The 23,104-nt window shown below is 50.1% G+C and carries 22 protein-coding genes; 10 read left to right on the top strand and 12 right to left on the bottom strand.

The window, feature by feature from the left end:
* Positions 1-61 precede the first annotated feature (61 nt).
* From acpP to yceD, 7 genes are all read right to left on the bottom strand, one after another.
* Positions 62-298 carry an acyl carrier protein gene (gene acpP / locus ACIPUG_RS14085; RefSeq protein ID WP_005970506.1) on the bottom strand — a complete coding sequence of 79 codons (237 nt, stop codon included), beginning with the start codon at positions 296-298 and terminating at the stop codon, positions 62-64.
* 154 nt (positions 299-452) lie between these two features.
* Positions 453-1,187: a 3-oxoacyl-ACP reductase FabG gene (fabG, locus tag ACIPUG_RS14080; RefSeq protein ID WP_010276180.1), complete on the bottom strand. Its 735-nt coding sequence runs from the start codon at positions 1,185-1,187 to the stop codon at positions 453-455.
* Between the two features lie 14 nt (positions 1,188-1,201).
* Positions 1,202-2,131, bottom strand: coding sequence for an ACP S-malonyltransferase (gene fabD, locus ACIPUG_RS14075; RefSeq protein ID WP_400338827.1), 930 nt, complete (start codon positions 2,129-2,131; stop codon positions 1,202-1,204).
* Positions 2,132-2,148: 17 nt separating this feature from the next.
* Positions 2,149-3,102 carry a beta-ketoacyl-ACP synthase III gene (locus ACIPUG_RS14070; RefSeq protein WP_010276174.1) on the bottom strand — a complete coding sequence of 318 codons (954 nt, stop codon included), beginning with the start codon at positions 3,100-3,102 and terminating at the stop codon, positions 2,149-2,151.
* A gap of 6 nt (positions 3,103-3,108) precedes the next feature.
* On the bottom strand, positions 3,109-4,155 hold the full coding sequence (gene plsX, locus ACIPUG_RS14065) for a phosphate acyltransferase PlsX (protein ID WP_400338825.1): 1,047 nt from the start codon (positions 4,153-4,155) through the stop codon (positions 3,109-3,111).
* A gap of 29 nt (positions 4,156-4,184) precedes the next feature.
* Positions 4,185-4,355: a 50S ribosomal protein L32 gene (rpmF, locus tag ACIPUG_RS14060; RefSeq protein ID WP_005970518.1), complete on the bottom strand. Its 171-nt coding sequence runs from the start codon at positions 4,353-4,355 to the stop codon at positions 4,185-4,187.
* Between the two features lie 16 nt (positions 4,356-4,371).
* Positions 4,372-4,893, bottom strand: a complete 522-nt coding sequence (yceD, locus tag ACIPUG_RS14055; protein WP_039275632.1) for a 23S rRNA accumulation protein YceD — start codon at positions 4,891-4,893, stop codon at positions 4,372-4,374.
* A gap of 140 nt (positions 4,894-5,033) precedes the next feature.
* Here yceD and ACIPUG_RS14050 point away from each other — a divergent pair, with 140 nt between their 5' ends.
* The gene (locus ACIPUG_RS14050) at positions 5,034-5,618 is read left to right on the top strand and encodes a nucleoside triphosphate pyrophosphatase (RefSeq protein ID WP_039468006.1); all 585 of its coding nucleotides are present in this window, start codon (positions 5,034-5,036) and stop codon (positions 5,616-5,618) included.
* 63 nt (positions 5,619-5,681) lie between these two features.
* Here the strand turns inward: ACIPUG_RS14050 and rluC are convergent, their stop codons facing one another.
* Positions 5,682-6,638 (bottom strand): 23S rRNA pseudouridine(955/2504/2580) synthase RluC, encoded by a 957-nt coding sequence (gene rluC, locus ACIPUG_RS14045; RefSeq protein WP_039499963.1) that lies wholly within the window; start codon positions 6,636-6,638, stop codon positions 5,682-5,684.
* A 594-nt stretch (positions 6,639-7,232) separates the two neighbouring features.
* On the opposite strand from rluC, the gene rne reads away from it, so the two are divergent.
* Entirely contained in the window at positions 7,233-10,553 is a 3,321-nt protein-coding gene (gene rne, locus ACIPUG_RS14040; RefSeq protein ID WP_400338822.1) for a ribonuclease E, read from the top strand.
* Positions 10,554-10,612: 59 nt separating this feature from the next.
* Here the strand turns inward: rne and ACIPUG_RS14035 are convergent, their stop codons facing one another.
* Complete coding sequence (locus tag ACIPUG_RS14035; RefSeq protein ID WP_039528612.1) at positions 10,613-10,900, bottom strand: putative quinol monooxygenase; 288 nt, start codon at positions 10,898-10,900, stop codon at positions 10,613-10,615.
* 184 nt (positions 10,901-11,084) lie between these two features.
* On the opposite strand from ACIPUG_RS14035, the gene pyrC reads away from it, so the two are divergent.
* The 6 genes from pyrC to ACIPUG_RS14005 all read left to right on the top strand — a co-directional run bounded on the left by pyrC (position 11,085) and on the right by ACIPUG_RS14005 (position 14,927).
* Complete coding sequence (gene pyrC, locus ACIPUG_RS14030; RefSeq protein ID WP_039528617.1) at positions 11,085-12,128, top strand: dihydroorotase; 1,044 nt, start codon at positions 11,085-11,087, stop codon at positions 12,126-12,128.
* 106 nt (positions 12,129-12,234) lie between these two features.
* Entirely contained in the window at positions 12,235-12,474 is a 240-nt protein-coding gene (gene dinI / locus ACIPUG_RS14025) for a DNA damage-inducible protein I (protein ID WP_014915848.1), read from the top strand.
* 88 nt (positions 12,475-12,562) lie between these two features.
* Positions 12,563-12,820, top strand: a complete 258-nt coding sequence (locus ACIPUG_RS14020) for a hypothetical protein (protein ID WP_010297192.1) — start codon at positions 12,563-12,565, stop codon at positions 12,818-12,820.
* 233 nt (positions 12,821-13,053) lie between these two features.
* Entirely contained in the window at positions 13,054-13,308 is a 255-nt protein-coding gene (gene bssS, locus ACIPUG_RS14015; protein WP_010276127.1) for a biofilm formation regulator BssS, read from the top strand.
* A 459-nt stretch (positions 13,309-13,767) separates the two neighbouring features.
* Positions 13,768-14,322, top strand: a complete 555-nt coding sequence (locus ACIPUG_RS14010) for a cytochrome b (protein ID WP_010276123.1) — start codon at positions 13,768-13,770, stop codon at positions 14,320-14,322.
* Positions 14,323-14,351: 29 nt separating this feature from the next.
* Positions 14,352-14,927, top strand: coding sequence for a YceI family protein (locus ACIPUG_RS14005; protein ID WP_161503050.1), 576 nt, complete (start codon positions 14,352-14,354; stop codon positions 14,925-14,927).
* A gap of 73 nt (positions 14,928-15,000) precedes the next feature.
* Here the strand turns inward: ACIPUG_RS14005 and ACIPUG_RS14000 are convergent, their stop codons facing one another.
* Positions 15,001-16,068 (bottom strand): rhodanese-related sulfurtransferase, encoded by a 1,068-nt coding sequence (locus tag ACIPUG_RS14000; RefSeq protein WP_039515960.1) that lies wholly within the window; start codon positions 16,066-16,068, stop codon positions 15,001-15,003.
* Between the two features lie 216 nt (positions 16,069-16,284).
* Between ACIPUG_RS14000 and ACIPUG_RS13995 the strand changes: the two genes are divergently transcribed.
* Positions 16,285-17,379, top strand: coding sequence for an NADH:flavin oxidoreductase/NADH oxidase (locus ACIPUG_RS13995; protein ID WP_039520064.1), 1,095 nt, complete (start codon positions 16,285-16,287; stop codon positions 17,377-17,379).
* A gap of 258 nt (positions 17,380-17,637) precedes the next feature.
* Positions 17,638-18,558 (top strand): Kdo(2)-lipid IV(A) acyltransferase, encoded by a 921-nt coding sequence (locus ACIPUG_RS13990; RefSeq protein ID WP_180788307.1) that lies wholly within the window; start codon positions 17,638-17,640, stop codon positions 18,556-18,558.
* A 116-nt stretch (positions 18,559-18,674) separates the two neighbouring features.
* Here ACIPUG_RS13990 and mdoH read toward each other — a convergent pair whose 3' ends face one another.
* Entirely contained in the window at positions 18,675-21,239 is a 2,565-nt protein-coding gene (mdoH, locus tag ACIPUG_RS13985; RefSeq protein WP_039528622.1) for a glucans biosynthesis glucosyltransferase MdoH, read from the bottom strand.
* On the bottom strand, positions 21,232-22,734 hold the full coding sequence (locus tag ACIPUG_RS13980) for a glucan biosynthesis protein G (RefSeq protein WP_117584322.1): 1,503 nt from the start codon (positions 22,732-22,734) through the stop codon (positions 21,232-21,234). Before ACIPUG_RS13980 ends, mdoH begins: the two co-directional genes overlap by 8 nt.
* Between the last annotated feature and the right edge of the window lie 370 nt (positions 22,735-23,104).

The raw sequence follows: 23,104 nt of genomic DNA, 5'->3' as shown, positions 1-23,104 counted from the left end.
AAAAAAGACACTGCGGGACAAAAAAACTTAGGCGGTCGAGTGACCGCCTAGATATGTTCGCTTACTGCTGGTTAGCCTGAATGAAATCAATGGCTGCTTGAACAGTCGTGATTTTTTCAGCTTCTTCGTCTGGAATCTCAGTATCAAATTCTTCTTCCAGAGCCATTACCAGCTCAACAGTGTCAAGAGAATCAGCGCCGAGGTCGTCAACGAAAGAAGCATTGTTTACGACTTCTTCCTGCTTAACACCAAGCTGTTCAACGATGATTTTCTTAACGCGTTCTTCGATAGTGCTCATACTCTTAAATTTCCTATCAAAACTCGCTTTCGCGATGGTTTTCGTAGTGTATAAAATGTTTGAAAAGATGCAACAAAATCTCGGCTGGTCGAACCACGATTTTGTGCTATTTTGCGGTTATCACCGCAAATAATGCAAATAGTTTTCGAGCTTTTTAGATCATATACATGCCGCCATTGACATGCAATGTTTCGCCAGTAATGTAAGCAGCTTCATCAGAGGCTAAAAATACAACAGCACTGGCGATTTCTTTAGCATCACCGAGTCGGTTAGCTGGAACCGACGTCAAAATGCCTGCTCGCTGTTCTTCTGTCAATGCCTGAGTCATATCTGTTTCGATAAAACCAGGCGCGACAACGTTGACCGTAATACCACGAGAAGCCACTTCACGCGCGAGGGATTTACTGAATCCAATCAGTCCCGCCTTCGCTGCCGCGTAGTTAGCTTGTCCTGCATTGCCCATCGTTCCCACAACAGAACCGATGGTAATGATCCGGCCAAAACGTTTCTTCATCATGGCACGCATCACTGCTTTAGACATGCGGAATACCGACGTTAAATTGGTATCCAGAATATCGTGCCACTCATCATCTTTCATACGCATCAGCAGGTTATCACGGGTGATGCCCGCGTTATTGATAAGAATATCAATTTCCCCGAATTCTGCGCGAATTTCTGCTAATACGCTTTCTACTGATGCTGCATCAGCAACATTCAGCATATAACCTTTACCGTTCTCACCCAGCCAGCCACTAATGGCTTCAGCACCTTTTTCGCTGGTTGCGGTACCAATGACTTTTGCCCCGCGGGCAACCAACGTCTCGGCGATGGCACGCCCAATACCACGGCTTGCACCGGTAACCAGTGCAATTTTCCCCTCAAAACTCATTGTCTTCTCCGTTCTTATTTCTCAATCGCCGCTGATAGGGAAGCAGGATCGTTCACCGCAGCTGCTGTCAGAGTATCGACGATTCGTTTGGTTAAGCCAGTCAATACTTTACCCGGCCCGACTTCTAACAGCGACTCAATGCCCTGAGAAGCCATAAATTCAACACAGTCAGTCCAGCGTACTGGGCAATGAAGCTGGCGCACCAGCGCATCGCGAATGGCTTCCGGCGTGGTTTCGATGCGTGCATCAACATTATTGACAACGGGGATGGCCGGAGAATTAAACGTCACGGACTCCAGCGCAACAGCGAGTTTCTTCGCTGCTGGCTCCATCAGCGCACAGTGTGACGGTACGCTGACAGGCAGCGGCAGCGCACGCTTCGCCCCCGCCGCTTTACACGCAGCACCAGCACGCTCAACGGCGTCTTTATCGCCCGCAATCACCACCTGACCCGGTGAATTGAAGTTTACCGGAGACACCACCTGCCCCTGCGCGGATTCTTCACACGCCTTGGCAATAGCCTCGTTATCAAGCCCGATAATGGCATACATCGCACCCGTGCCTTCTGGCACGGCTTCCTGCATCAGTTTGCCACGCAGTTCAACCAGACGGACGGCCTGTTGGAAATCCAGCACACCCGCGCAAACCAATGCGGAATATTCACCGAGGCTATGACCAGACATCAGAGCAGGTGTTTTTCCTCCCTGTTGCTGCCAGACACGCCAGATAGCAACAGAAGCGGTCAGTAATGCAGGCTGCGTCTGCCAGGTTTTATTCAACTCTTCAGCCGGCCCTTGCTGGGTAAGCTGCCACAAGTCATAACCTAACGCTTCAGAAGCCTGAGCAAACGTTTCGGTGACGATCGGGTATTCTGCTGCAAGTTCAGCTAACATCCCTACCGTCTGCGATCCCTGACCGGGAAATACCATTGCAAATTGCGTCATATCACAATCCTGTTTAATTAAAAACGAACCAGCGCGGAACCCCAGGTAAAACCGCCACCGAAGGCTTCAAGCAGCACCAGTTGCCCTGGTTTAATACGCCCATCACGCACCGCTTCATCAAGCGCTGAAGGCACGGAGGCTGCGGAGGTATTACCATGACGATCTAGCGTCACAACCACCTTGTCCATCCCCATACCCAGCTTTTTCGCCGTGGCGCTAATGATACGCAGGTTAGCCTGATGAGGCACCAGCCAGTCTAATTCACTTTTATCCAGTTGAGCCGCTTGCAGCGTTTCTTCAACGATATGTGCCAGTTCAGTCACTGCCACTTTAAAGACTTCATTACCCGCCATCGTCAGGTAAGCTGGCGTATCGGTATGATTACGATCCTGATGCGGCAGCGTCAGCAGTTCGCCATAACGGCCATCGGCATGCAGGTGGGTAGAAAGAATCCCCGGTTGTTCTGACGGCGTTAACAGCACGGCACCCGCACCATCACCGAACAGAATCAGCGTGCCGCGATCTTCAGGATCCAATGTACGCGACAACGTATCAGAACCGATCACCAGTGCATATTTCACCGCACCACTTTTAACATATTGATCGGCAACGCTCAGCGCGTAGGTAAAACCTGCACACGCAGCGGCCAGATCGAAGGCAATCGTATCTTTGATCCCTAGCAGTTGCTGAACCTGACAGGCGGAGCTAGGGAAAGCATGGCTTGATGATGTTGTAGCAACAATCAGAAGACCGACTTCAGAAGGATCGACATTCGCCATTTCCAGCGCTTTCTGCGCGGCACGGTATCCCATGGTTGCCACGTTTTCATCCGGCGCAGCAATACGGCGCTCACGGATTCCAGTACGTGTGACGATCCATTCGTCCGTCGTTTCCACCATCTTTTCTAAATCAGCGTTCGTCCTGATTTCTTCAGGCAGGTAGCTGCCCGTTCCGATTATTTTTGTATACATGTACGCTTAGTCACTCTTGGGTAATACCGCTTCTAGACGAGCGGCAATCCGCTCGGGAAGCTGCCGCCGTACCGTCTGCATTGCCTGTTCAATAGCAACCGCAAACGCTCTCTGGTTTGCTGCACCATGGCTTTTGATTACAGTTCCCCGTAATCCTAGCAGGCATGCGCCATTATATTGATCGGGATTCAAATGACCGAAACGCTTTGATAAGCGTTTTTGTAACAAACGTCCTAGCCATTTCAACCACCAGGATCGCTTTTGTTTTTGCCCAGGGCCTGAAGCTGGAGATTTCAGCAGTGACAGGAACATCCTTACCACGCCTTCCACCGTTTTCAGTGTGACATTCCCCACAAAGCCGTCACAGACCATCACATCCGTTTTCCCAGTCAGCAGATCGTTGCCTTCCAGATAACCGATGTAATTGATTGATGGTGCCTCTTTTAGCTGTACCGCTGCTTCACGGATAGTGCTCAGCCCTTTGCTTTCTTCTTCACCGATATTCAACAACGCGACCCGAGGATTTGCCAGTTCCAGCACTTCTTCTGCCATCACTGAGCCCATCACAGCAAACTGAACCAGCATCGTGCTGTCACAGTCAACATTCGCCCCCAGATCCAACACAACTGTCTTTCCGTGTTGCTGGTGAGGTAATACTGACACTAACGCGGGTCGCTCAATTCCTTCCAGTGGCTTAATCAGGAGCTTGGCTAGCCCCATAAGCGCACCGGTGTTGCCAGCGCTCACACAGGCCTGTGCCCTACCGTCTTTAATCAACTCAAGCGCTATACGCATTGAGGTACCACGACTCGCACGAATAGCCTGCGATGGCCTCGCATCACTAGCAATAACCGACTCCGCCGGAACAATCTCTAAGCGGGAAAGTAAATCAGAATCGACTTTGGCAAGTAATGGCGTTATTGCAGCAGGATCGCCGACTAATAACAAATTGAGAGCTGGATTAGAAGCCAGTGCCTGCAATGCAGCAGGCACTGTTACGCAGGGACCAAAATCCCCGCCCATCGCATCTAACGCCAGAGTTAGGCGTGTCAAGGTATTGCCTTGCAAATAATTCGCAAGAATTACTTAGCAATGACCTTGCGACCGCGGTAGTAACCATCCGCAGTGATGTGGTGACGCAGGTGAGTTTCGCCAGAAACTTTATCTACGGATACAGAAGCGGTAGTCAGCGCATCATGTGAACGACGCATACCACGTTTGGAACGGCTAGGTTTGTTTTGTTGTACGGCCATGGACCTTACTCCTTAATTACTTACGCTTTAAACTGGCTAATACGGCAAACGGATTTGGTTTTTCCGCCTCTGCAGGCAGTTGACCAAATACCATATCCGCTTCGGACACTTCACAGTGTTCAGAATCATGCACCGGGGCGATAGGCAACATCAGAATTATTTCATCTTCAATCATTGCCAGCAGATCGACTTCGCCAAATTCATCAACGCCGATCGGTTCATACGCTTCCGGTAACGCTTCGGCCTGCTCATCATTGACGACCGGGCTGAAACAGAATGTCGCATGGACTTGATGTTCAAACGGCTTGCTGCAACGCTGACACATCAGTGTGACCGTAACGTCAGCGTTACCGTCAATCACTGCCAGACGCTGATTATCAATATTGAAAGATAAAGAGGCCTGAACATCACTATCCACACTCACCACTGATTCGGCAACACGCTCTACTTGTTCAGCTGAATAGATACCAACGTAATCTAAACGCTTCTGAGCAGTGCGGACCGCATCAAGGGTTAAGGGTAATTTTACCTTTTGCATAGGGCGCGCATATTAACGTCGTAACGACATAGAGTCAAAGAAAAAGGCAGTGATACACCACCTTTCACCAATATTCGCTTCCAGAGCGGCGCACAGTTTAAAATGCCTTTCATCATTACGCTACGGTTTATCAAAAAATTATGCAGCAGATTATTCTCGCCTCAACCTCACCTTATCGCCGGGCCTTGTTGGAAAAGCTGGCGATCCCCTTTATTTGCGCATCGCCGGACATCGATGAAACTCCTTACCCCGGCGAAAACGCCGTTGATCTTGTGATCCGTCTTGCTGAAAGCAAAGCGCAAACACTGGCTGCGCACTACCCCAATCACCTGATTATCGGTTCCGATCAGGTTTGCGTTCTGGAGAACGCCATAACAGGAAAACCACATAATAAGGGTAACGCAACACGCCAGTTACAGCAGGCCAGCGGAAAGTGTGTTTCCTTCTTTACGGGTTTAGCGCTCTTCAATAGTGCAACTCAGGAAATGCAGAGCATTGCAGAGCCATTTGACGTGCATTTCCGTACGCTAACGGAAGCAGAAATTGACGGTTATCTGGAGAAAGAACAGCCGTGGAACTGCGCGGGCAGCTTTAAAAGCGAAGGATTGGGCATTACCCTCTTTGAACGACTATCCGGGCGCGATCCTAATACGCTCATTGGATTGCCATTGATCGCGCTAACGCAGATGCTACAAAAGGAAGGCGTGAATCCGCTGACGATGTAAAGTAAATCGGGATAGCCCGATTAAGCGGCTATCCCGACAGATAAAAATATATAGGTTATGTTGTTATGCTTTTGTCTTGCGCAGCATCTGCAGACAGCGACGCAGCCCGCTATCCAATGGTGCTTCGACTCTCAGTGTCTCACCCGTGTTCGGATGTTCAAAACGTAGCGCCTGCGCATGCAGGAAGAGACGTTTTAAGCCCGTGTCCGCCAGTTGCTGATCGAATTCGCGATCGCCGTAACGGTCATCGAACGCTATCGGATGTCCAGCATGTTGGGCGTGTACACGAATTTGATGCGTACGCCCGGTAACAGGACTCGCCCGCACCAGCGTCGCGTGTTCAAAACGTTCTTCTATTTTAAAACGCGTTTCTGACGGTTTACCGTCGCTGTTTACCCGTACGATGCGCTCACCGCTTTGCAGGATATTTTTCAACAGCGGTGCCTGAACAACCTTGCAATGAGACTGCCACTGGCCGCGAACCAACGCCAGATAGTCTTTTTGCATACCTTTCAGCCGCAACTGTTCGTGCAGAGAACGTAAGGCCGAGCGTTTTTTTGCGACCAGTAAAACGCCAGAGGTATCGCGATCGAGACGGTGTACTAACTCCAGAAAACGCGCTTCCGGGCGTAAAGCACGCAGCCCTTCAATTACGCCGAAACTTAAGCCACTGCCGCCATGCACGGCCGTCCCCGAGGGCTTATTTAGCACCAACAGGTAGTCATCTTCATAAATAATGCACTCGGCCAACGCCGCCACTTTACCAAGACTGGCAGAAACAGGGGTTTCATCGCGTTCTGCCTGTCGAACAGGCGGAATACGGATGACATCACCATCGAGCAATTTATACTCAGGTTTGACCCGTTTCTTATTTATCCTTACCTCACCTTTTCGCAAGATACGGTAAACCATGCTTTTAGGCACACCCTTTAAGTGGGTATGCAAAAAATTATCGATGCGCTGCCCCGCTTCATCTGCGGAGATCGTCACAAATTGTACTGAAGGATTATCTGTTTTCATGATGCGCGATTCTAAATAGAGCAACCCGATAGCGCCACTTCTTTTTCTGTGCTTAACTGTGTGTCTGACTTATGAAGATATTGTTGCATTGTCGAGTAAGTGGACGGGTGAGTTGGGCTGTAGCATCAAACCCTGTCCGTTTTGGTGATAACAACAGAACTATCTTTATACAGACAGGCAAAGTCACCTTGCTATAACGGTATCAGCAGTGGAATAATGCTTTTGCGTTTCCCACGCGGATTTCCGATAAAACAAGGGGAAATTGCGGAATTATTAAATTTGCCTGATGACGCACACACGCAGCAATGGCGTAAGACGTAATGTGAAATCAAGCAGTTAGCGGGCTGCGGATTGCAGCTTGGCCGGCAAATGGAATCAGATCTGGCGACATAATTCAGAAGCTGTTCCCTCAGTAAATGCGCTGTTTTCCATCAGGAAACACAGGCTACCGAAACATGCGTCTCTATGCAGGCGACAACCGGGAGGTTGACGTCCCTGCGATAAGCCACGAGACCATCGGTTCACTCCGGTCATGCGGTTCTTTTGTCCGCAGCTCTATCAATAATGCAAGTAAAAATAACGAGTAAGTTGAAGATGAAAAGAATGTTAATTAACGCAACTCAGCAGGAAGAGTTGCGTGTTGCCTTGGTTGATGGTCAACGGCTGTATGACTTGGATATCGAAAGTCCGGGTCATGAGCAGAAGAAAGCAAATATCTACAAAGGTAAAATCACTCGTATCGAACCTAGTCTTGAAGCGGCTTTTGTTGATTACGGCGCTGAAAGACACGGTTTCCTCCCTCTTAAAGAAATCGCCCGCGAATACTTCCCTAGCAACTATTCTTCCCACGGTCGTCCTAACATCAAAGACGTGTTACGTGAAGGTCAGGAAGTCATTGTTCAGGTAGACAAAGAAGAGCGTGGCAACAAAGGCGCTGCACTGACCACCTTTATCAGTCTGGCAGGCAGCTATCTGGTCTTAATGCCAAACAACCCTCGTGCAGGCGGTATTTCACGCCGTATCGAAGGTGACGATCGTACCGAGCTCAAAGAAGCGTTGGGATCGTTGCAATTGCCCGATGGCATGGGGCTCATTGTTCGTACCGCTGGTGTGGGCAAATCCGCTGAAGCGCTGCAATGGGATCTGGCTTTCCGTCTGAAACACTGGGACGCGATCAAAAAAGCCGCCGAAGGCCGCCCTGCACCGTTCCTGATCCATCAGGAAAGTAACGTGATCGTCCGCGCCTTCCGCGACTATCTGCGCCCGGACATTGGCGAAATCCTGATCGACAACCCAAAAATTCTCGATCTGGCGAAAGAACATATTTCTGCGCTGGGTCGCCCTGATTTCAGCAGCAAAATCAAATTGTACAGTGGTGAAATCCCACTTTTCAGCCACTATCAGATCGAATCGCAGATCGAATCGGCTTTCCAGCGTGAAGTTCGCCTGCCGTCCGGTGGTTCTATCGTTATTGATACAACCGAAGCGCTGACAGCAATCGATATCAACTCCGCCCGTGCGACGCGTGGTGGTGATATTGAAGAAACCGCGTTCAATACCAACCTTGAAGCCGCAGACGAAATTGCCCGCCAGTTGCGCCTGCGTGACCTCGGTGGTCTGATCGTTATCGACTTCATCGATATGACTCCGGTTCGTCACCAGCGTGAAGTTGAAAACCGCCTACGTGACTCTGTACGTCAGGATCGTGCACGTATTCAGATCGGCCGGATTTCCCGCTTTGGCCTGCTGGAAATGTCGCGTCAGCGTCTGAGTCCTTCACTGGGTGAATCCAGCCACCACGTCTGCCCACGCTGTAGCGGTACCGGTACGATTCGTGACAATGAATCACTTTCACTGTCTATTCTTCGTCTGATCGAAGAAGAAGCGCTGAAAGAAAACACCAAAGAAGTCCACGCGATTGTTCCAGTCCAGATTGCGTCTTATCTGCTGAACGAGAAGCGTGATGCCGTTAACGCCATTGAGAAACGTCAAGGCGGCGTGCGCGCGATAATCGTGCCACACGACGGTATGCAAACGCCGCACTACTCCGTTGTTCGCGTCCGTAAAGGCGAAGAAAAACCGACGCTCAGCTATTTGCTGCCTCAGCGTTTGGAAACGGAAACGCAGCAGTTGCAAGACGAACAGACTATCGAGCGCAAACAGCCTGAACAACCTGCCTTAGCAACGTTTAGCATGGCTGAAATGCCAGAGGAAACTGCACCATCGATTGCCAAAGCAGCGCCTGCGGCAGCAAAACCGGCGGAAGTCGCTCAGCCAGGCTTCGTTAGCCGCTTGTTCAGCGCCTTAAAAAGCGTCTTTGCTTCCGAGCCTGCGGTAAAAGCAGCGGATAGCGTTGACGATAAGAAGGCCGAAGAAGAGAAATCCACTGAAGGTCAGCGCCCTGAACGCCGGAACTCACGCCGTCAGGGTAATAATCGCCGCGATCGTAGCTCTCGTGACAATCGTGAACAGCGTGATGAGCAGCGCCGTAATAAGCGACAAAACGAGGAAGCGGTTACTGACACCCGCGCAGCGGAAAATGCGGAGAAGTCCAATTCGGAAGAGCAGCCGCGTCGTGAACCACGTGCTGAACGTCAGCGTCGTCGTCAAGATGATCGCCGTCAGGCTCCGGCTGAGGCAAAAGCACAGTCAGTTATTGATGATTCTGATGACAATGCTGCCGAGCAGGATAAACCGACTCAGGTTATGCCGCGTCGCCAACGCCGTCAGTTGACGCAGAAAGTACGCGTTCAGTCCGATGCTCAACAAGACATCCTCTCCGATAGCACCGCACCTGTCGCTGCACCATCTGAGCAGGTTCAAGCTTACGTCAAGCCAAGCGATGCTGCGGTAGACAATAACGAGGTCGATAACGAGCAGAACGATGCAAATCGTGCCAATGGCGAGAATGGCGGTATGCCACGTCGTTCACGTCGTTCTCCGCGTCACCTGCGTGTTAGCGGCCAGCGCCGTCGTCGCTATCGTGACGAGCGTTACCCGTCTCAGTCACCAATGCAGTTGGAGTTTGCCGCCGCATCACCGGAAATGGCATCAGGAAAAGTGTGGGTTAGCTATCCTCTTGCACAGCCACAGCAGGCTGAAAGCCAACAGCAGGACGAGAACGTTGCAGCAATTGAAACACCGCTGTTACCTGCCGTTGTCGAAGCCGCAGTGACTGCACAAGCTGACACCGCGGAATCCAATACGGATGAAAACGTTGCGATTACTGAAGCCGTGGTTCAGGAAGAAGCCGCTGTAACCGCTACAGCACAATCTGCCGACGTTATCCAGGATAGCAATGTAGTGGATGTCGAGGTGAGTACCGCAGGCGAAGAAACCGTCGTCGAGCCAGTTACTGAGAACACCGCTATCGATGATGCTATCGCTGCAGTTGCTGTGAATGCCGTTGAGGAAGCACAACCTGCTGATACTGTGGCAACTCAGGTTGCTGAAGAAACCGTTGACGCTGTTGCCTCTGAAAATACAGTGACTGAAAACGTAGCTACCGAAGCGGTCGCAGAAGAGCAGCAAGCAGATAGCATCGTTGATTCAACTGAGAAAGCCGATCTGGCAGAACCGGTTTCAACCCCTGCAGTTTCCGCGGTTCAGGAAGTCAGCTCGCCGCAACACATTCAGGATGAGCCAGTATCTGCTATCAGCGCACAACCGATTGTGGAAGCGTCTGTACCGAGCGTAGCAAAAGCAGCAAGCGTTGCTGAGCAACCTCGTTATAAGCTCCATGCGACAGCGCCAATGACTAAAGCGCCAGCGCCAGCATACCAGGCGGAGCCTGCTCGACACAGTGATTGGGTTCGTCCTGCCTATCCGTTCTCAGGAAAAGGTTCAGCAGGTGGTCATGCCGCAGTTAACCAGTCAACTGCGCCAGCAACCAAGCCTACACCGGCCAGCGAGTAATTCTGGTTTCTATAGACAAAACCCGCCAATTGGCGGGTTTTTTTATGAATAGCACTTTGTTAGCCTAAAAGATTCAATAGCTTGATATCTACACTGTCAGTTTTGCCATCCAGCTCCGCCAGCAGATTTTTGAAGTGATCGCTCTGCTCATGTGATGCCAGCGCATCTCGATCTTTCCAGCGTTCGAAAAACACAAACGAACCGGATTTATCCACGACTTCATGCAGATCATACTGCACATTACCTGCTTCCTGTCGGCTAGGTGCCACCACGCGTTTCAGCGTTGCGGTAACGTCTGCAACGAACTCTGCTTTTGCCTGAATGGTAGCGACAATACGAATTTCCATATACATCCCTTATTTATCAATGAAAAGATAATGCTATCAGATGCCAATCTACGGTTAATTTCAAGCATTCATCAACAAACGGATGCATTCAAATGGCTTTGCGCTTATCCTTATCCCCCGCCGTATCAGTCCCAAAACCAACCGAAAGATGCTGTTTTTCTACTGACCGCCGGAGCGCAATTCCATGACCGCACAGCCCACTATTCTTAAAATCCGTCGCCCTGACGATTGGCACATTCACCTGCGTGACGATCGGATGCTGGAAACCGTTCTCCCCTATACCAGTCGTTTCTTTGGCCGTGCGATTGTTATGCCTAACCTGACGCCGCCGATTACCAGCGTAGCCAGCGCGATAGCGTATCGTCAGCGCATTTTAGCCGCGGTCCCGCAGGGTGATGATTTTCATCCGCTGATGACGTGCTACCTGACCGATGCACTTGATGTCAACGAAGTCGTGAGTGGTTTTGAGCAAGGCGTCTTTACCGCAGCCAAGCTCTATCCCGCCAATGCCACAACAAACTCCAGCCATGGGGTCACCAGCGTCGCCAATATCTCCGGCATTCTGGAACAAATGCAGAAGATTGGCATGCCGTTACTCATCCACGGCGAAGTGACCGACTCTGCCGTCGATATTTTCGATCGAGAAGCACGCTTCATCGAAACGGTGCTGGAACCATTACGCCAACAGTTCCCTGAGCTGAAAGTCGTCCTCGAGCACATTACGACGAAAGAAGCCGCGCAGTATGTTGTTGAAGGTAATGATTATCTCGCCGCAACCATTACACCGCAGCATCTGATGTTTAACCGTAATCATATGCTGGTTGGTGGCGTTCGCCCTCACCTATATTGCCTGCCTATCTTAAAACGCAATACGCATCAGCAGGCGCTACGTGAAGCCGTCGCTAGCGGCTGTGACCGGCTTTTCCTCGGCACTGACTCCGCGCCGCATGCAAAACACAGAAAAGAGTCCAGCTGTGGCTGTGCCGGTGTATTCAATGCTCAGGCCGCATTGAGTACCTACGCCACCGTTTTTGAAGAAATGCACGCACTGGATAAACTCGAAGCATTCTGTTCCCTGAATGGTCCGCGTTTTTATGGCCTGCCTGTGAACGACAGCTGGATTGAGCTTCATCGTGAAACCGTCACGTTCCCTGAAGAAATCGCACTCGGCGACGAGTCGCTAATCCCCTTCCTGGCCGGACAAAGCCTCAACTGGTCAGTCCGTTAACCGACAAGCCCATCCGCATTGTGCCGATGGGCTAAATTTTATCGCCTGTCTTGTTCTCCACTTGCAATAACTGTATAAATAAACAGTTTAAAATTTGGAGGTCAGCATGCGCGTAGAAATCACTCTTGCAAAGACAACGCCTTTACCCGCCGGTGCAGTCGAAGCACTCAGGCATGAGCTGGAAAAGCGTATTCACAAAATTTATCCCGACACGCCCATTCAGGTGCGTTATGCGTCCGCAAATAACCTGACAGTCATGGGGGCTGGCAAAGAGGACAAAGATCGTATCTCTGAAATCTTGCAGGAAACGTGGGAAAGCGCCGACGACTGGTTTACCGTCGAGTAATCTAAAACTTGAAAAATAACGAAGATATAGGCTGTAATGGCAGCTTAAAGCGGCATTTCGCCATGTGCTATGACCGAGGGTATCTGTTATGACGGTAGAAAAACCAGAAGAGGCAATGACATTTGGGGAATTGCTGGAGCTGATTGGCGAGCAACAACGCAAGATCGACGCTCTGGAACTTGCCTTTTCGTCGCTGGCATTCTGCCTTGATGAAAAAGCAAACAAGCTGATGATTCACAATCTGGCACTCGAATCTCAAAATGAGAATCGAGATCCAGCGATGAAAAAATACCTTGCCCGACTTGCTGCCGCATTGGAGAAAAATGCAGGATTTGGCGTGGAATAATGCTCTGCCATCTCTGTTAACAACACCTTCGGGATGAAAGTCTATTCGTCCCGATATTTCATCTGACGTACCTCTTAGCCATACCTGCCTGTGTAATATTTTTTACGAAAAATTGAAAATATTTCCCATAAATTAAATAAGCAGCAGTATACTGATAATGTTCATTAAAAAAAATGAACTACCTGAAGCCTCATTAGTCACTCATGTTAGTAACTAGTCAATAAGGGGTATTTATGGATAGAAAAAATGAAGTTATTCAGACACATCCTCTTGTAGGTTGGGACATCAGCACCGTTGACAGTTATGACGCCATGATGATCCGTTTGCACTACTTATCCACCTCGGACCAGGCACCAGATGAAGCACATGTCGACCGGACGCTTTGGCTAACAACCGATGTTGCAAGGCAACTGATACACATACTCGAAGCCGGTATTGCAAAAATCGAATCAACAGACTGTGACGCCAGTGATTATCGAAAACATTAGTAATTGATAACGTTATTAATATTATATTCAATACCCATTAAGTTTCTTAAACAATAACAACACCGCCAATAGCGCGGTGTTGTTATTTTAGGGCTATTCTCATTTCTTTTTATATCCATCAATAAATGAAGCCGCGCCTATCTTTTTTATACTCTCACCGCCCTGATACTAATAATCACCCGCTATATCATTATTCAACTAATAGAGCCGCTTTCCAGTGCAATTAATTTATCTCACTGCCGCCTTTATTCATCTTTCGCCTGAAAACAGGCATTAGAAATATCTATTTCCAGTAAAGAACTTCCATAACCAAACTGAATAAATTATGAATTTAAATTCAAAAAAATTGTTCATGTTTATGATAATGTTACAATTTGAAAGTTTATATTGATTTTATGTTTCTTCCTGTTAAATTTCGCCGAATTGACTGCGTTACCGATCTGATAAGGAGTTATCACCATGCTTTGGCGTAATACCTCTTCTCGTTATGGCCATATCAGCATTCTTTTGCACTGGATTGCAGCGTTAACCGTTTATGGCATGTTCGCTTTAGGACTGTGGATGGTCACATTAGGGTACTACAATATTTGGTATCACCGTGCCCCAGAGATTCACAAAGCCATTGGCGTGCTGTTCTTTGCCATCTTAATCTTTCGCGTGGTATGGCGTTTTATCTCCCCACCGCCTCCGCCGTTGAAAAGCTACTCCACATTAACCCGCGTCAGCGCGACGCTGGCTCATATTGCGCTTTATGTCATTCTTTTCGCCATTCTCATTAGTGGATATCTCATTTCCACTGCCGAAGGGCATTCTATCTCAGTTTTTGGCTGGTTTTCTGTTCCGGCCATTGTCAGCGGCTTGACGGATCAGGCCGATATAGCAGGCGACGTGCATCTTTATCTTGCATGGGCGGTGGTTGCCTTATCAGCGCTGCACGGTTTAGCCGCATTAAAACACCACTTTATCGATGGTGATAACACGTTGAAACGGATGTTGGGTCGCAACGTTCCTTAACTTTCTGGATTTATGGAGAAATACCAATGCTGAAGAAAACACTACTGAGCCTGACCGCAGTATCCATGCTTGCCTCTGCCGGTTCTGCACTGGCGGCAGAATACAAGTTCGATAAAGAAGGCCAGCACGCGTTTATCGAATTCCGCATTAAACACCTCGGTTACAGCTGGCTTTACGGCAGCTTTAACGACTTCGATGGTGCCTTTACCTTTGATGAGAAAAACCCATCAGCGGATAAAGTGAATGTCACTATCAACACCAACAGCGTCGATACCAACCACGCTGAACGTGACAAGCACCTTCGCAGTGCAGAATTTTTAAACGTTACCAAGCATCCGCAGGCAACGTTTACGTCCACTGAAGTGAAGAAAGACGGTGAAGATTACGATATTACCGGCAACCTGACCTTAAATGGCGTCACCAAGCCCGTTAAGCTGGATGCCAAACTCATCGGTCAGGGTGATGACCCGTGGGGTAACTATCGTGCAGGATTCCAAGCCGAAGGCACTATCAAGCTGAAAGACTTCAACATTACGACCGATTTGGGTCCAGCTTCACAGGATGTAGAACTGATTATTGCCGTTGAAGGCGTTCGCCAGAAATAAGGCAGCACCACGCATCAACACGACACAGCCCTTTCCGTTGGAAAGGGCTTTTTATTGCGCAATGAGCCGTTCGCTATTCAGCCTTATCTTTCGCTGCAGGGGCAGGAATGTGCAACGTTGACTGCAATAATCCTTTGGATTTATTGAAGATCTTCATTCCATTCTCACGCCCGCTGCGTATCGCCCTTTGTTCTTCCAGCGGCAGCTTCATCTCGTCCTGACACTGCGTACTGCAACAGCCTTCGTATTTTGCGGCACAGCTAGGACATTGGATAAACAGAAGATGGCACCCTTCATTACGGCAGTTAGTGTGGCTATCACACGACGCTCCGCACTGATGGCAATGCGCGATGACGTCATCAGAGATACGCTCTCCCATCCGTTCATCGAACACGAAATTCTTACCGATAAACTTCAGCGGTAAGCCTTGGGCTTTGGCCTGACGCGTATACTCAATGATACCGCCCTCGACGTGATACACGTTCTTAAAGCCGTGATGCAGCATGTAGGCACTGGCCTTTTCGCAGCGAATACCGCCCGTGCAGTACATGACAATATTTTTATCACGCGCCTCGTCCAGCATTTCAACCGCCATCGGTAACTGCTCACGAAAGGTATCCGACGGCACTTCCAGCGCATTCTCGAAATGCCCGACTTCGTATTCGTAATGATTACGCATATCAACAAATACGGTATCAGGATCGTCGGCCATCGCATTAACCTGATCGGCTTTCAGGTATTGCCCGACATTCGCCGGGTTAAAAGTAGGATCGTCAATGCCATCGGCGACAATCCGTTCGCGTACTTTCATACGCAATACCCAGAACGATTTTCCGTCATCTTCCAAAGCGATGTTTAAGCGAATCTGATCGAGTGCCGGATGCGCACTGAACAATGCGGTTTTAAACGCATCGAACTGATTATTAGGTACGCTGATTTGGGCGTTAATCCCTTCAGTGGCAACATAGATGCGTCCGAAGACCTTATATTGCTCAAGCTGAATATACAGACGATCGCGAAAGGCTTTTGGATCGTCAATCGCAAAATATTTATAGAAGGAAACTGTGGTACGCGGCTCGGTTTCCGCAAGCATACGCGCCTTCAGTTCCTCATTAGAAATTCGGTTATGTAACACTGGCATGGTGTACGTTCCTATCTTCATTGAGGTTAGCGTGTGGCGTTCATCATCAAGCTATAGCTCGACATACTGAATCGCCCGGCATCATACCTGATAGCGCTGAAGCTGTCAGGGCATGAAATGAATAGCGTAACGAGAAAGAGTGATCTACCGTAAACCCATGACCTCTGGGATTCATTTTCGCTTTCATGAAGTATCATCATCGAAGGATCTGTCATTATGAGTCAGCTTTTCTCCCCGGTATCGCTGGGTAAACTTGAACTGCCCAACCGAATCATCATTGCTCCCATGTGTCAGTATTCAGCAGAGGACGGCAAGGCGACAGCCTGGCATACCATGCATTTAGGTAACCTGTCACATTCTGGCGCTGGGCTACTTATTATTGAGGCGACCGCAGTCTCACCAGAAGGGCGGATTTCCCCGCACGACCTTGGTTTGTGGGATGACGCGACGGAACAGGCTCTTGCTGGTGCGATTCACGCAGTCAAAACCTATTCTGCCATGCCTCTCGGCATACAGCTGGGGCACGCGGGTCGCAAAGCATCAACAGGCGTACCGTGGAGCGGGCGAGCATTTCTGCGCCCGGAACAGGGCGGTTGGCAAACTATTGCACCATCGGCTGTTCCTTATAATGACAGTGATGCGCCACCGCAGGCCATGTCAGAACCGCAAATCCGTGCGCTAATTGACTCGTTCGTTGATTCCGCTAAACGTGCGGATCGTCTGGGCTTTGATCTGATAGAAATTCATGCTGCCCACGGCTATTTACTGCACCAGTTCCTCTCACCGCTGACAAACCAGCGCACGGACGGCTACGGCGGATCGCTTCAAAATCGGATGCGTCTGGTCATTGAAATTTACCGAGCGATACGCGACGTTTTCCCTGAACATAAAGCCGTCGGCGTACGCATTTCTGCAACAGATGGTGTGGAAGGAGGTTGGGATCTGGAACAGTCCGTACAGCTCAGTAAAGCGTTGCACGAATTGGGCTGTGATTTCATCCATGTCTCCAGCGGCGGGCTATCGCCGTTACAACAGATTCATCCTGCGCCTAATTATCAGGTGCCCTATGCGCAGCGGATTAAGCAAGAGGTGGGGATTACAACCATCGCCGTTGGATTGATAACCGAACCGGAACAGGCAGAAGCGATCGTTGCAACCGGTGAGGCAGACGCTATCGGGCTGGCTCGTGCGATACTCTTCGATCCTCGCTGGCCGTGGCATGCAGCCGCCAGACTGGGCGCGCAGGTCTCCGCCCCTGCACAGTACTGGCGTAGTGAACCACGCTACGCCAGAGGTATTTTCAAACAGTAACGATGAATACGATGTGTCAGGCGATCCTATCGGGGTCGCCGCTTCCCCCTCTCACCACGCGGTATGCCAACAAAGGTTAAAACTCATTCTCTGAAGATGGTACGATCAAATCCGCTTTTTGCATAAAAATCAGTCAATAACACAGCGGTAATTTGTTTTATTGGCAAAGCACCGCAATAATCTATCTTGCAGTTGACCATTAACTCGTTTTTTAACGGTTCGCGTGCTGACCAGCACCAAAACATTGATACTGAGGCCATGACACAAATCCCTTCTTTTAATCGTTCATTGCTACATCCGCGCTATTGGCTCACCTGGTTGGGCATCGGCATCCTGTACCTTATCGTTTTGCTTCCCTACCCCGTTATTTATCGTATCGGTACCGCTCTCGGCTATCTGGCTATGCGTCTGCTGCCAAAGCGCGTCAAGATCGCCGCCCGCAACCTTGAACTGTGTTTCCCCGACATGCCACAGGCTGAACGTGATGTGTTAGTCAGGAAGAATTTCGAATCTGTCGGCATGGGCGTAGTTGAAACAGGCATGGCCTGGTTTTGGCCGAATTGGCGTATCGAGCGCTGGTTTACGGTGACAGGCGTTGAACACATCCTTCCTGAGAACGAACGGAAGCAAGGGGTACTGCTCATCGGGCTGCATTTTTTAACATTGGAACTCGGTGCGCGAGTTTTTGGCATGTACAATCCGGGGATCGGCGTCTATCGTCCGAATGATAACAAGCTGATTGACTGGTTACAGACGTGGGGAAGAATGCGGTCTAATAAATCCATGCTGGACCGAAAAGATCTGAAGGGCATGATTCGCGCTCTCAAGCAGGGCGACATTATCTGGTATGCCCCAGACCATGATTATGGCCCACGCAGCAGCGTATTCGCTCCTCTGTTTGCCGTAGAGAAAGCAGCGACAACCCGCGGTAGTTACATGCTGATAAAAACGGCACGCCCGGCAGTCATCCCTTTTGTGCCTCGCCGACTGCCTGACGGCAAAGGCTATGAACTACTGATCCAGCCAGCGGAACAGGATGCACCTGTAGATAATGAAACTGCGACTGCCGCTTGGATGAACAACGTGGTTGAACGGAACATTCTGCTCGCACTGGATCAATACATGTGGCTGCATCGCCGTTTTAAAACGCGCCCAGAAGGCGAACCGTCCCTTTATTAACGAATGCACTCCTGTAGTTTCGGAGCTGCGATACCTTATGACAGACGAAAAAAAGCAACGGCATTGATTGCCGTTGCTTTATCTTTCACACCACTAACTTTCTACACCACAAGCAGTTAGCTTTTGATATGAGGTGCGGGAAGTTTCTGGTAAGACTCAACCCATGCAGCATACGTTTCCGGCTTTTGCCACACATGGTAGTGCAGGCGCGAGATCGTTACAGGATCGCTAAGCAACGCCAGGCGCTGATTATTGCTCACCTCTTCCGGCTTGCGATTCAAGGCATCACGCACATTCTGCTCACGTACGTCTTCAATCGCTCGGCTGAAGCGATGGCGCGCCGTCGCCATTGCACTGGCAAGGGCGTTAATTGACGGATCAAAGACAGCCTGCATAAATCCATTATCGAGTCTACGCTGGTGGTTCAACCGGCAATATTCATCCGTAGCGACTAGTTCACGCGGCGGATTAAACTCTTCCGGTATCATCAACAGCTTGGCACGCTTACAACCCAGCCCCAATGACGCGCGGCTCGAATAAACCGAAACGAACGGCGACAAAATCAGCGAGAAGACAATCGGAGCCAGCCACCACAGGAAGCGCAGATCCAGCCATGCCATGCCAATCGCCCAGACCAGACCCAGAATCAACTGAGAACCGTGGCGCACAAACGCCTCACTCCACGGGGTCGCATCGTCGTCACGCTGTGGAGAATTCCACTGTACCGACCAGCCGAGAAACGCACTGACAACAAATACCGTGTGGAACAGCATTCGAACCGGTGCCAGCAGAACCGAGAACAGCATTTCCAGCAGCAGAGAAAGGAATACCCGGACAGCGCCGCCGTACTCTTTTGCCCCTTTCGCCCACACCAGAATCACACTCAACAGTTTTGGCAAGAACAGCAAGACCAATGTCGTCGAGAAGAGCGCGATAGCCAGTTCCGGCCGCCACTGTGGCCAGACGGGGAACAGCTGCCGAGGCTGCAAGAAGTACTGTGGTTCCATCAGCGTATGCACAACCTGTAAGGCTGTAGAGAGCACCAGGAACATAAACCACAGCGGTGCAGACAGATAAGACATCACACCGGTAAGGAAAACGGCACGGTGAACCGGATGCATGCCTTTAACCAGGAACAATCGGAAATTCATCAGGTTACCATGGCACCAGCGGCGGTCACGTTTCAGTTCATCCAACAGGTTAGGCGGCAGCTCTTCATAGCTTCCCGGTAGGTCGTATGCAATCCATACGCCCCATCCAGCACGGCGCATCAGCGCAGCTTCAACGAAGTCGTGAGACAGAATCGCACCAGCGAACGATCCCTCACCCGGCAGCGGTGCCAAAGCACAGTGCTCGATGAACGGTTTAACGCGGATAATGGCGTTATGTCCCCAATAGTGCGACTCACCCAGTTGCCAAAAATGCAGGCCCGCAGTGAACAGCGGCCCATAGACACGCGTTGCAAACTGCTGGCAGCGTGCATATAGCGTATCCATGCCCGATGCTTTCGGCGAGGACTGGATGATACCGGCGTTCGGATTTGCTTCCATCAGTCTGACCAGAGACGTCAGACATTCACCGCTCATCACGCTATCGGCATCCAGAATCACCATGTAGCTGTACTGGTTACCCCAACGGCGGCAGAAATCATCGATATTACCGCTCTTACGTTTGACACGACGGCGACGGCGACGATAGAAGATACGCCCTGCTCCACCAACATCACGACACAGCTCCATCCAGGCTTTTTGCTCTGCTACGCAGATATCGGGATCGTTACTGTCGCTCAGGACGTAAATATCAAAATGCTCAAGATTGCCCGTCGCTTCAACCGATTCATACGTCGCACGTAATCCCGCAAACACGCGTTCTACGTCTTCGTTACAAATCGGCATGATTAACGCCGTGCGATGCTCGGGATTCAGCGCCTCGTTACCCACTGTCGTGGAAGAGATACTGTATTTATCTCGACCAATCAGCAGTTGCAGGAACCCCATCAGCGCGGTCCAGAACCCGGCCGACACCCAACAGAACAGCACAGCGAACAGAACGAGTATGCCGCTTTGCAACACATAAGGCAGCAGTTGCATCACCGAGCGCGTCCACGGCTGACCCGCCATTTCAAACGGATCGATCAGCGCCCACCCCTGATAAGGAAGGATAGTTTTCATGTACCAGGTGGCGATCGCCGTCTGGAACAGCGTCAACACCAGCAGTATATAGCGACGGATTGTCCCTACCAGACGCCAGCGGTTTTCGGAAATTTTCTCTTCCGGGCTGTAATGAGGACGAGGCGGCACGGTACGGCCCAGCAGACTTTCCCACCAGCGAATCAGTGGGTTCGTCCGCCAGACATCAGGGAACATCGAGGCGCGGGTAATAACAGGCATAGCTTTTAACGCCGTCCGCCCTTCCCTGTCTGTGCCGAGCTGCTTACCGTTGTCCAGACCATCAGCCCAGGCCATTTCAAGACGAGCCTGCACGGAATGCAGCGCAGCATCGTCTTCTGCCTGAACATTGACCTGGCTGCCTTCAGACTGGCTGCCTTCAGACAACGCCTGATGCAAAACGGCCTGATCGTTCCAGGCCGCTTGCGGTAATTTTTCGCGAAGAACCTCTGCCTGCGGAGCAGGCAGAGGTAGTTTCTCAATATAATCGAGAGAAGAAGTTGACTTATTCATTAGCAGGCAGCTGATTGCTCCAGGTTTCAGTCAATGTCGTCTCGCCATTAACCAACGCAGCTCTCATTTCGGTCGGCTGTTTCGCATCCTTCACACGCAAACGCAGCGTCAGACGCCAGCCATGAGTTACCGGGTTATAGCGAACATTATTTTCTACAATCTCGCCGTTGTCGCCAATGCTGACCTGAGAAGCGACCGGAGTGCTCTCATCCAACTCTTTTAAATTCGGTCCAACAAAATCCACAATATAAGCGATCGTGCCGTCAGGCTGGCGGATCAGGTTAGATTGTTTAACATCACCGGCAGAACGGCGAGTCTGTTGAACATAGGCAATGTTCGGGGAATGCAGTTGATCTTCGTCGCGCGTAAAGTGCAGACGATATTTAATATCCAGCGGTTTGCCCGTTTCTGGCAACACATCCGGTGTCCAGAAGGCAACGATATTGTCGTTGGTTTCATCTGCGGTAGGGATTTCAACCAGCTCAACTTTTCCTTTGCCCCACTCGCCTTTTGGCTCAACCCAGCCACTTGGACGCAGATCGTAACGGTCATCAAGATCTTCGTAGGCGGCGAAATCACGGCCACGCTGCAGCAGACCAAACCCTTTCGGATTTTCCACCGCATAAGTGCTCACAGACAGGTGCTTAGGATTATTCAGCGGACGCCAAATCCATTCGCCATTACCGGCATGAATTGACAGACCGTTAGAATCGTTCAGTGCAGGACGGTAATTCAGCGTCGGCGACGGTTGGTTCGGCCCAAACAGATACATACTGGTCAGCGGAGCGATACCCAGCTTGCCCACTTTGTCACGCATGAACACTTTAGCCTGAACGTCTACAACGCTGTCACGCCCCGGATAAACGGTAAAACGGTAAGCCCCTGCAGCACGTGGCGAATCCAACAGCGCATAAATCACCAAGTGTTTATCATTTGGTTTTGGGCGTTCAATCCAGAACTCACGGAAACGCGGGAATTCTTCACCAGAAGGCAACGCCGTATCGATCGCCAAACCACGGGCAGATAAGCCATAAATCTGGCCTTTACCGACCACACGGAAATAGCTGGCACCCAGCATACTGACAATTTCATCGTTCTTATCGGCTTTATTGATCGGATAGAGAACTTTAAAACCAGCAAAGCCGAGATTTTTAACCGTTTCAGGATCGTGATTGACGGAGCCAAAATCAAAATACTCAGGAGAGTATTTAATCTCATCAACCGTTGTCGCCGTCACTTCATTAATTTTCACCGGGGTATCGAAATACATGCCCTGATGGTAAAACTGGAGTTTGAAAGGCGTCTGTACATTATTCCAGTATGATTTGTCGTTATTGAAACGAATTTGCTGGTAGTCCGCAAATTTCATATCACGGAATTGCGCAGGAAGATTACTTTTCGGCGCTTCAAAACCCTTTTCAGCCAGCTTTTCGGCTTGCTGTGCTACATCATCAATAGAGAATGCCCAAGCTGGCACTGCGCTTACTGACAGCATAACGGCGGCGGACAGCCAGCGAAGGCTAGCAACCCGCTGTTTAAACCCAAATTTATTATCCAGCACAGCTCCCCCTGTTCGTGTGCTTCAATCAACTAAAATCCATATTAATGGATAAGTTAGCTTTCCGACAACTTGATAAAGATATTGTTCATCATAATAGGTCAGCGTTTAAACAACGAGAACGCTAAAGCATGATAAACCGGGTTGTCAAAATGGAAAACAGCCACGGACTATAGCGAATATCGCCCTGCGCGGGCGTAGGATTATTCCGTTTACGCCCGTGCAATTTCCTAACGTGTCATTGATAGAAATCGGCCGGATAGCAACAACACTTCACATGGCACTGGCAGTATGCCGGGTATAAACA

This window comes from Pectobacterium sp. CHL-2024 (assembly GCF_044751765.1).
Taxonomy (GTDB): domain Bacteria; phylum Pseudomonadota; class Gammaproteobacteria; order Enterobacterales; family Enterobacteriaceae; genus Pectobacterium; species Pectobacterium brasiliense.
This window is presented reverse-complemented; position numbering and strand designations above follow the sequence as displayed.